9 protein-coding genes and 1 tRNA gene are annotated in these 9,801 nt (G+C 42.5%); 7 read left to right on the top strand and 3 right to left on the bottom strand.

The window, feature by feature from the left end:
• From BV372_RS36065 to BV372_RS06865, 3 genes are all read left to right on the top strand, one after another.
• On the top strand, positions 1-389 hold a 389-nt coding region (locus tag BV372_RS36065), incomplete at its 5' end, for a hypothetical protein (RefSeq protein WP_086685117.1).
• A 457-nt stretch (positions 390-846) separates the two neighbouring features.
• Positions 847-1,050, top strand: coding sequence for a hypothetical protein (locus BV372_RS06860; RefSeq protein WP_306298955.1), 204 nt, complete (start codon positions 847-849; stop codon positions 1,048-1,050).
• 126 nt (positions 1,051-1,176) lie between these two features.
• Positions 1,177-2,115, top strand: a complete 939-nt coding sequence (locus BV372_RS06865) for a hypothetical protein (RefSeq protein WP_086685120.1) — start codon at positions 1,177-1,179, stop codon at positions 2,113-2,115.
• A 58-nt stretch (positions 2,116-2,173) separates the two neighbouring features.
• Here the strand turns inward: BV372_RS06865 and BV372_RS06870 are convergent, their stop codons facing one another.
• Together BV372_RS06870 and dnaK are read right to left on the bottom strand one after the other, a co-directional pair.
• Positions 2,174-2,827 (bottom strand): acetoacetate decarboxylase family protein, encoded by a 654-nt coding sequence (locus BV372_RS06870; protein WP_086685123.1) that lies wholly within the window; start codon positions 2,825-2,827, stop codon positions 2,174-2,176.
• 235 nt (positions 2,828-3,062) lie between these two features.
• Complete coding sequence (gene dnaK, locus BV372_RS06875) at positions 3,063-4,973, bottom strand: molecular chaperone DnaK (RefSeq protein ID WP_086685126.1); 1,911 nt, start codon at positions 4,971-4,973, stop codon at positions 3,063-3,065.
• Between the two features lie 431 nt (positions 4,974-5,404).
• On the opposite strand from dnaK, the gene BV372_RS06880 reads away from it, so the two are divergent.
• From BV372_RS06880 to BV372_RS06895, 4 genes are all read left to right on the top strand, one after another.
• Positions 5,405-6,397: an ADP-ribosylglycohydrolase family protein gene (locus BV372_RS06880; protein WP_086685129.1), complete on the top strand. Its 993-nt coding sequence runs from the start codon at positions 5,405-5,407 to the stop codon at positions 6,395-6,397.
• 240 nt (positions 6,398-6,637) lie between these two features.
• Positions 6,638-7,597 (top strand): phosphoribulokinase, encoded by a 960-nt coding sequence (locus tag BV372_RS06885; RefSeq protein ID WP_086685132.1) that lies wholly within the window; start codon positions 6,638-6,640, stop codon positions 7,595-7,597.
• 428 nt (positions 7,598-8,025) lie between these two features.
• A complete protein-coding gene (gene radC, locus BV372_RS06890; RefSeq protein ID WP_086685135.1) occupies positions 8,026-8,754 on the top strand; it encodes a DNA repair protein RadC in 729 nt (242 codons plus the stop codon).
• Positions 8,755-8,840: 86 nt separating this feature from the next.
• A tRNA-Val gene (locus tag BV372_RS06895) sits at positions 8,841-8,912 on the top strand.
• Positions 8,913-8,985: 73 nt separating this feature from the next.
• Here the strand turns inward: BV372_RS06895 and BV372_RS36070 are convergent.
• Positions 8,986-9,141, bottom strand: coding sequence for a hypothetical protein (locus BV372_RS36070; protein ID WP_179198002.1), 156 nt, complete (start codon positions 9,139-9,141; stop codon positions 8,986-8,988).
• Positions 9,142-9,801 lie beyond the last annotated feature (660 nt).

Here is a 9,801-nt window from a genome sequence, read left to right on the forward strand (position 1 = left end):
AAGCTAATATCAGAGGAATTTCCGAGTCTGTAAAAGGCAAAGTCGAAGAAGCTAATATCAAAGGGATTTCTGATTCTGTAAAAGGCAAAGTCGAAGAAGCTAATATCAGAGGAATTTCTGATTCTGTAAAAGGCAAAGTCGAAGAAGCTAATGTCAAAGGAATTTCTGATTCTGTAAAAGGCAAAGTCGAAGCAGCTAATATCAAAGGAATTTCTGATTCTGTGAAGGACAAAGTCCAAGGGGCTAATGTCAAAGGTGTCTCAGAATCCGTTCCACACACAATTGACGTAACTGACACTACAACCACTTCTGACAAAGCTAAGGTCGTAATTCAACATAGCACACAGGACCTATCTACTCCACCCGAAGATGTGAAACGCTCTATTTAGCCTACTATCTTCAAAGTATCAAGACAGAGAACCGTTTTGCTTGTGCTTTTCGGTTACGCCCAGATAGCTTTATCAAGTTGCTCAAGTTGAATGTAGTGTAACAATATTCCTACATCGCTCATTTGCATCAAAGCATTTCTCCAGAAGCTTTGAACTATAATGCCTTCAATGCCTAAACGCACATAGAACTATCTGTAAATATTTTGTCGTCTCATCCAGCAAAGATGACGATGACAAAAATGATCAACGCTGTCAGTAAAATGGCAGCGTTATTTGTATGATTGCAATCCGCACGCAACCCTCGCCTACCCTGCGGGTACTCCTACTCTGCGAGAAGGGCTACGCCCAACGGAGAACTCAAAGAGTAGCCGCTGCGCGCCTATGGGAGAGACAAAAACAACTCGATTGATCTAAAAATGGCTGTAACGGCGATCGCTCTTTCTGTAACAGTCGTATCATGCAAGAATTAGATGCAATTGAAATTGACTCTTATCAAGCTTATTCATTATTGAAAATTTTAAATTATATAAATTTGGAACCAATTTATTTACTAGAAATGACATGTCCTAGTACGGGCAACATTCATGTTTTGCGTGTACCTCCTAAAATCAAATCAGCAAGAGAAGCAATTCGGTGGATTAATTGGGGTGTACAGACATAAATAAGAGTGCAAGATAGTAGAAGATTGTGCAGTATTTTGGCAGCATTTTGCAATTAACACTGTCTACATAAATTATGCCAATATGTTTTATAAATGCTGTAATAATTTCACAGTAGTAAATTAATTATGTATAGGTATTCCAATCACACCTACTATATTCATTGTAATAACCTAGACTTAATAGAAAATGCTCTAACCTCGATTTTCGAGCAAGAAAGCTGTCATCGCATTGCTTTGCCAAATCTTTCTGTAGATATTGAAGAACTGCGTTGCCGGCCTTGGCTATTATATAAGGAATTGTGGGTGATTGGACTGTTCGTTGGTTCACTTGAATGGACGATTATCAAAATATTACCGAACGAACTACTATGCTGTCGAGCTAGAGGTGCCAACCGCCCTAGATTATCGGAACTAGCAATGCATATTGGCAGTGATGCTTTTTATATAGGTACCAACGAAGTTGAAGATATTCTTATGGAAACAGATGCAAAAGGTAGCATCTTTATCTCTGGTTCAGTTGACGCTCCAGAAGAAGATAAATTTTTTGAAGAGCCGATTAACTTTGTACCTCGTATCCCTTCAATAGAGCAGACGAAGCTGATGCATTCAGAAGAACCTCAACGGTTTTTCCTGTTAAATGTTCCCGAGGAAATGCACAAAGCCGAAGCAAAACTAAAACAGCAGCAAAGTCAAAAATTTCAAGTATGGCAAGAACAGTTTTTAGATGATTATGCCAAACAGCATTTTCCTCTCATGGCACTCGATGAGTTGGAACAGTGGAAAGTAAGATTTAGGAAAAACAGGGATCAGCTATTCAATGAAAAAGGAGGGAAAAAGTTATTTCGAGCTTGGTCTTATGCCTATGCATGGCAAGATTTTAGAGAGATGCCTATCGGTTCTCAAATATTTGAGATAGCCATAGGGCGATTGTTAGGCGGGACACCTAACTACTGGCATCTAGGAACAGAACCTTTAGTTTACCGTGCCTACACCCAACAACAGCAGCTAGAAGCAGATGGAGCGCGATTATTGTACTTTCGACCTGCTAGATCGGCTCAAGCTTAATACAAAAATTATCCATTTATCTAAAAATAACCGGAACTGCGATCGCCATTTCCAAATTCTACCGATAACTACCCACTTCAACTTTCCTCTGTCCCACCACTTCCGGCGCACCAACTTGTAAATTCAAATCCTCATAACGCGTAGTTAAAAACGGCTGACCGAAATCTATGCGAGAAAAAGGACTTTCCGCAGGAACTTCTAACTGCGAACTAATCAAACCCAAGCGAGATTCAAATTGTGCCGGAAATATCAGCAAATCAGCACCCATAGCACTAAAACTAGACGCGCCTAATTTTTGCCGCCACGCCATACCTTGTTGTCCATAATTGAGAGTACACAACTTCCGGTTTCCCTGGCGAACAGTAACACGCTGTCCTTGCTCCCAGTCGAAATCAGCTAGTTCCTTTGGTAATCCCCAAATTTCTCGACCACCAGCCATTGAATCAACATGGTCTACATAAATGTGAGAAACCCAACCACCAAATTTCCCTTGATAACTTACAACAGCAGGGACAACAATTAACTCGCTATACTCCAGTTCTGAGCCTGAACCGTAATAGGATAAATACACACTGGCAGCAGTTTTACCAGGCCAGACAGAGATAATATCTAACTCTAAAGGAACTAAAGGACGCACTCGGTCAATACTCACTAAATGCAGAGTTTGGATAGCGTAGCCTTGCAGTTTCCAAGGTGCTTGTGGATAAGACATAGCAACAATTCAAAATTCAAAATTTATTCCTTAATTAATTGTTAGCAACTAATCAAATAAAAAAATCCACCCACGGAAGGGTCGGATTTTAAGCTAAACAACGGAAAACTCAGGGTTTAGCAATGCTAAACCCCTACAAATAACAGGCGAAGCGCAAAAAAATCCCCACCCAGGCTAATGCTTGGATGGGTAAAAGGGGGTAAGGATGCGTAAGCATCCTCAACCACTATAAAGATTACTTGCTTTCAGTGAAGTCAGCGTCAATTACATCATCACCGCTACCAGAAGAAGCAGGAGTTGGACCACCGCCATCTTGAGGACCTGGCGCACCAGGCGCAGCACCGCCAGCTTGTTGATAGATGTTGCTACCTACAGCAAATAGTGCTTGTTGCAATTCTGGTGTGAGCTTCTTAATTTGCTCATCGTCTTCCTTCGCTACTGCATCGCGCAGTTCTTTCACTAAACCTTCAACTTTGGTTTTGTCAGCTTCGGGAACTTTATCACCTAATTCTTGCAACTGCTTCTCAGCTTGGTATGCCAAGGAATCTGCTTGGTTCTTACGTTCAATCTTCTCACGACGTTCCTTGTCAGAAGAAGCGTTTTGTTCGGCTTCGCGCACCATCCGGTCAACATCTGTTTTATCCAAAGTGGAAGCACCAGTAATGCTGATGGATTGTTCCTTACCAGTACCTTTGTCCTTAGCAGTAACGTTGAGGATACCGTTAGCGTCGATGTCAAAGATTACTTCGATTTGAGGTACACCGCGTGGTGCTGAGGGAATACCATCAAGGCGGAAGGTTCCCAAACTCTTGTTATCGTTAGCAAATTCTCGTTCACCTTGGAGAACGTGAATTTCGACATTGCTTTGACCATCCACTGCTGTGGAGAATACTTCCGATTTCTTAGTAGGAATTGTGGTGTTGCGGGGGATAATCTTGGTCATTACACCACCCAAGGTTTCTACACCGAGAGATAGTGGTGTTACGTCTAACAACAAGATACCAGTGACATCACCAGCTAATACACCTGCTTGAATAGCTGCACCAACAGCTACCACTTCATCAGGGTTCACAGTTTGGTTAGGATCTTTACCTAACAACCGCTTCACCAACTGTTGCACTGCGGGAATCCGGGTAGAACCACCCACTAGCACGACTTCATCGATATTGTCTTTGGTTAACTTGGCATCTCTGAGAGCATTTTCTACTGGGATGCGACAACGGTCGATTAAGTCAGAACAGAGTTCTTCAAACTGAGCGCGGGTTAAAGTGGTATCCAGGTGCTTAGGCCCATCCTGGGTAGCAGTGATAAATGGCAGGTTAATTTCCGCTTGGGTAACGCTAGAAAGCTCAATCTTGGCTTTTTCTGCGGCTTCAGTTAAACGTTGTAAGGCTTGTCTATCTTTGCGTAGATCAATACCTTCGGCTTTGCGGAACTGTTCAGCTAAGAAATCAACAATCTTCTTATCGAAGTCGTCACCACCAAGGTGGGTATCACCAGAGGTAGCTAGTACTTCAAATACGCCATCACCTACTTCTAGTACAGATACGTCGAAGGTACCACCACCAAGGTCAAATACCAGGATAGTTTCGTTGCTCTTCTTATCAAAGCCGTATGCTAGAGAAGCGGCGGTAGGCTCGTTGATAATCCGCAGTACTTCAATACCAGCGATTTTACCAGCGTCTTTTGTAGCTTGGCGCTGGGAGTCGTTAAAGTAAGCGGGAACGGTGATTACAGCTTGAGTAACAGTTTCACCAAGATATTTACTAGCGTCTTCAACTAGTTTGCGGAGAACTTTCGCAGAAATTTCTTCAGGAGCAAATTGTTTTCCAGCCCCAGGAGAGTCTAGCTTGACGTTACCGCTAGTGCTCAGCACTTTATAGGAAACTTCTGTAGCTTCGTTTGTTACTTCGTCGTAGCGGCGACCGATAAAGCGCTTAACTGAATAGAATGTGTTTTCCGGGTTCATCACCGCTTGGCGCTTAGCGATTTGCCCTACTAAAGTATCGCCGTTTTTAGCAAATGCCACTACCGATGGTGTGGTCCGAAAACCCTCTGCATTAGCAATAACCGTGGGTTTACCACCTTCCATGACTGCTACGCAGGAGTTCGTTGTACCTAAGTCAATTCCAACAACCTTTGCCATTTTAAGTGCTGGCTCCGTATAACTACAAATGAATGGGATTATTAAGGACTAAATTTTTGAACTAACTGTGCTGAAAGCAGTCAGTTCAGCATGAATACCGTTGGTTTGGTTTTTTGAGGGTTAAGACCCCATAGTATGCTGATATATATACTGAGCTTATATAGCCAGTCCATTAAGGGGGGTTTCCCGAACCTTGTTTGGGACGGTTAAATTTGAGGATGTATCTAGTTGGCTCATGGATTAACTTTGATTGCACTCTGTACTAATGTATGAGAATTAATACTTTCAGGAATTGGGGTGAACCGTAACATCAAAGTCGTGTTTGCCGTCTTTATAATCAACTGGAGTGCTTGCACATAGGAAGGCGATCGCTTTTTTCGACTAATTTTGGATATTTGTCTATTACTTCAGCCCAGCAGAGAAAAATTTTTATGCGTCGTGCTTCTGGATGTTTATTTGGGCTTGCCTTGGGTGATGCATTAGGTGCTGTGACAGAATTTTTAACAGTTGAGGAAATTTGCCGCCGCTTTGGGCCAAACGGGCCGCAAGAACCAATAGGCAATCCAGCACTTGTGACTGACGATACGCAGATGACATTATCTGTAGGGCAGGCATTAATTGAGGCTTCGTCATCAAACTTGACTGTAGCTAGTTTAGAAGCAGCGCTCAGACGTAGTTTTATTGAGTGGTTAAACAGTCCAGATAATAATCGTGCCCCAGGTATGACTTGCTTGCGGGCTTGTGAAAATCTGGAAGCTGGGATACCTTGGCAGCAAGCAACCAGGGCAAATTCCAAAGGTTGTGGTGCAAATATGCGTGTTGCGCCTGTAGGCTTATTGCCATTAGCAGCAAAAACTCGTGCTGCTATTGCCCAATTTCAAGCAGCCCTAACTCATGGTCATCCTACAGCCTTGGCAGCTGCCGATTTGACCGCAGCTGCGATCGCTGACCTTGCCCAAGGTGGCGATCCCCAAGGATTACTCTCGCGACTTTACAACTATGCCCAGAGCCAGCGCTCAGTCTACCATATCGATTGGCTAGGTTCTCTTTGGCAGCGTTCCTACATTAATACACCAGAAGAATTCATTAGTCGTGGGTGGGATGAATGTCTAGCTGTGCTCGATCGCCTCAACACTGCATTAGTTAATCCCAACCGCGAAGCCGATCCTTGTTTAGCAACAGGCGATGGTTGGATTGCAGAAGAAGCATTCGCAACAGGTCTATTGTGCTTTTTACTGTTTCCAGATGAACCATTAGCAGCACTGCGTCGGGCAGCACTCACAGCAGGCGATTCCGACTCAATTGCTTGTTTGACTGGTGCGTTTGCTGGCAGTTATTTAGGGATGGCGGCTTGGCCAGAAGATTGGGTAGTTCGCATTGAATATCGCGACAAACTTGCACAATTAGGCAAACTTTGGGATTAACTTTTACTACTAGGTGGACATAATTAATTACTTTTCTCCGTACCTGCCTCAAGTGAGAACCGCGATAAACATTATTCACTGACAAGACTATTGCGGAAAAAATCTATGTAAACACATCATATGTGTAGAGATGTTGCATAGAACATCTTTCCTTGACTTATGGGACAAATTCGCCTTTAAAATTTAGAAATATTATCAATTATCACTAGACTTACTTTACTCTGTGTGGGGAGGGGTATGATGAGCCGTCCAATAATTCTTGGTATTGTTGGTGACAGTGCCGCAGGAAAAACAACGCTAACTAAAGGGATTGCTCAGGTACTCGGGCCAGAAAATGTCACGATTATCTGCACGGATGATTATCACCGCTACGATCGCAAACAACGTGCAGAGATTGGCATTACTGCCCTCCACCCCGATTGCAACCATCTAGATATTATGCAGCAGCACCTATCGCTGCTACGCACGGGACAGTCAATTCTCAAGCCAGTTTACAGCCACAAAACTGGGACTTTTGAGCCGCCGCAGTATATCAAACCCAGTAAATTCGTGATTATTGAAGGATTACTCGGTTATTCGACTCGGGCTGCCCGTGACGCTTATGATGTAAAAGTTTACCTTGCACCTCCCGAACCATTACGCGCCCAATGGAAAGTTAAGCGGGATACCCAAAAACGGGGTTACACTCCTGAACAAGTATTAGCAGAATTAGACAAGCGCGAACCAGACTCAGAGCAATTTATCCGTCCCCAGCGGCAATGGTCAGATATAGTTGTGAGTTTCTATCCGCCCGAAGAAGAGGCAGATGAAATTAATGGACATCTAAATGTGCGGCTGGTACTGCGTCCGACAATTCCCCACCCAGATTTTACCCAGATTGTCAAATCTACTAATGGTAATTCTCAGTCAGCGATCCGCCTAGGGCTAGACAGAGATATGAGTAAGCCTGTAGATGTCTTGGAAGTAGATGGGCACGCCACCTTAGAACAAGTGAATAAGCTAGAGCAAATTATATGCTCTGATATGCCGCATTTAAAAAGTATCTGCGATCGCGAAAGTAACCCAGAACTTGGCAAAATCGCTGGTACAACTGGTGAAACACTCCAGAGTTACCCCCTCGCTCTTACCCAGTTGATCATTACCTACCATATGCTCAAGGCAACGCAAATTCATCAGCAAAGTGAAGTTGCAGCTAGCTGAAAATAAATCTGGATATTCAATCGCAAAAAACTCCAAATTCGCCAGTTAGAAGAACTCAGAAACGTTCAGTAATTTCTTGCGATCGCAAATCTGAGCGAAATCATAAAAAAATGCTCGGGGCGTTTCTCCAAGATATGGGAAAAATCATCAAGCCGATGAAAGTTCCCTTATCAGTACTTTGGAGTACAAAGCTGCACCATAGGCAGGGCTTTTGAAGCTTGCGGAGGTAGAGCAGGCTTTATTTGTGATACCTCACTGTTTCACAGTGAAGAGGTAATTAGAGCATTATTTGTGTAGTCTTACTCTTCCAAAGTTTTGCTGAGAATATGTGCCAAAATTAAAGATTTCTCAAATAGAGATGAATTGTAGAGCAAACAAGGGATAACTAAAGATAGTTCCAACTATGGTAAATTTCTTGCAGTTATTCTATGACCTATTGCCTCAGAATTGCTGATATGCCTGAGACTGAGCGTCCGCGTGAGCGGTTAATGGCTCATGGCCCAAAAGTTTTAGCTACAGCTGAATTAATTGCAATTCTATTAGGTACTGGTCAAGGACCGGGAAAACTATCTGCTGTAGGTTTGGGACAATATATATTGAGTGAATTGAGCAAACATCAGCGTGACCCTTTAGCAGTTTTGCGAGAAGTTACCCCTGCCGAGTTAATGCAAATTCCAGGGATTGGCCCAGCTAAGGCAACTACCATCTTAGCGGCAATTGAACTAGGCAAACGTGCTTTTCAATCTCGCCCAGACGGCACACCTATTGATAGCCCGCTTGCAGCGGCGGCGGCTCTTAGTCAAAATTTAATGTGGCAGACGCAAGAACATTTCGGTGTCTTACTATTAGATGTCAAAAATCGTTTGCTGGGAACGCAAGTAATTACAATCGGCACTGCCACCGAAACCTTAGCTTCTCCTAGAGAAATTTTCCGAGAAGTTATTCGTCAAGGAGCAACGCGAGCCATTGTGGCACATAACCATCCCTCAGGGAACCTTGAACCCAGCGAAGAAGACATAGAATTGACGCGCCAGTTGTTAGCAGGAGGGCAGTTGTTAGGACTGCCTTTGCTAGATCATCTAATTTTGGGCAATGGCAACCACCAAAGTTTACGGGAGATTACAACCTTGTGGAATGAGTATCCCCAAGGAGATTAAAAAGCAGGAAATGCCTAGAAAAATTCTTTTACCTGCGCTTCTTTTTCTCATTTTTCGATGCAAGATATGTTATCTTGAATGCTTACGGGCGATTAGCACAGGGGTAGCGCACATCCTTCACACGGATGGGGTCACTGGTTCAAATCCAGTATCGCCCATTACCTTATGTCGATTATGTACATTCGCACATTATATGTCTCTGTAGAAGACAGATCAATTGTTTATATGGGACTAGCAGTCAATGCGATCGCTATCAAAAAACAAAACTATTGCCTCTTCCTTAAATCCATAAGTGTAAATTCCTGTATATTTCAGTATCAGCAGTAGCGCTATAAAAGGTTTTAAGTTAGCTTCACTGCAAAATACAACCAGAGAAATATAACTCATTTATTCTATTAGATGTATGTCAATTTATGGCTTAGCAAGCTAAGTTGAGACTAGCAGCTATTCAAGGTAAAACAAATGAGTAGAGTACTGATATCAATTTTAATGTTTGGATTTTTATTATTGTTCATTTTCTCACCCTTTGCTGCTTTTGCTAGTTTAATGCTCATATTATTGATTGCAGGTTTTGTATCATTAATAAGCAATATATTTCAAGCTATTCTGGGCACTAACAGCGAATCGCAATAGTTTTGCAAAATAAATTTAGTAGTTGTTATCGCTGGATGATTTATTCTGAAAACTACTAATTTTGAACTGCATAAACTCCCGTGTATGAGAGCAGTTCTCAATAAAGGTGCCAATTTTATCCATCTCTCAGCCTATATCAATTCGCAATTCGTAATTTATAATTCGTAATTACCAAAGTCGGACAGAATCTAGGTTTTTAGGTTTGAATCTGTTGCCGAATTTTAAAGAATCGACAATAGTTATCTATAAAAGCAACTGTGTTTACTGCCTGTCTGCGCGGTGTAACCATCCCTATTACTTTCTGTTTCTGGTTTTGTTTCTGATTATACTTTCCCCGTAGTAATACCATTTCACCTTAATAATGATACAAATACGCGCTTCAGGGTTTAGCATTGCTCATTGGTGTCAACTTAA

The organism is Nostoc sp. T09, assembly GCF_002154695.1.
GTDB lineage: Bacteria > Cyanobacteriota > Cyanobacteriia > Cyanobacteriales > Nostocaceae > Aulosira.

Bases quoted from the DNA above. Each gene is read 5' to 3' on its own strand.
- BV372_RS06860 (WP_306298955.1), top strand. From the start codon at position 847: ATGCAAGAATTAGATGCAATTGAAATTGACTCTTATCAAGCTTATTCA.
- BV372_RS06865 (WP_086685120.1), top strand. From the start codon at position 1,177: ATGTATAGGTATTCCAATCACACCTACTATATTCATTGTAATAACCTA.
- BV372_RS06870 (WP_086685123.1), bottom strand. From the start codon at position 2,827: ATGTCTTATCCACAAGCACCTTGGAAACTGCAAGGCTACGCTATCCAA.
- dnaK (WP_086685126.1), bottom strand. From the start codon at position 4,973: ATGGCAAAGGTTGTTGGAATTGACTTAGGTACAACGAACTCCTGCGTA.
- BV372_RS06880 (WP_086685129.1), top strand. From the start codon at position 5,405: ATGCGTCGTGCTTCTGGATGTTTATTTGGGCTTGCCTTGGGTGATGCA.
- BV372_RS06885 (WP_086685132.1), top strand. From the start codon at position 6,638: ATGAGCCGTCCAATAATTCTTGGTATTGTTGGTGACAGTGCCGCAGGA.
- radC (WP_086685135.1), top strand. From the start codon at position 8,026: ATGACCTATTGCCTCAGAATTGCTGATATGCCTGAGACTGAGCGTCCG.
- BV372_RS36070 (WP_179198002.1), bottom strand. From the start codon at position 9,141: ATGAGTTATATTTCTCTGGTTGTATTTTGCAGTGAAGCTAACTTAAAA.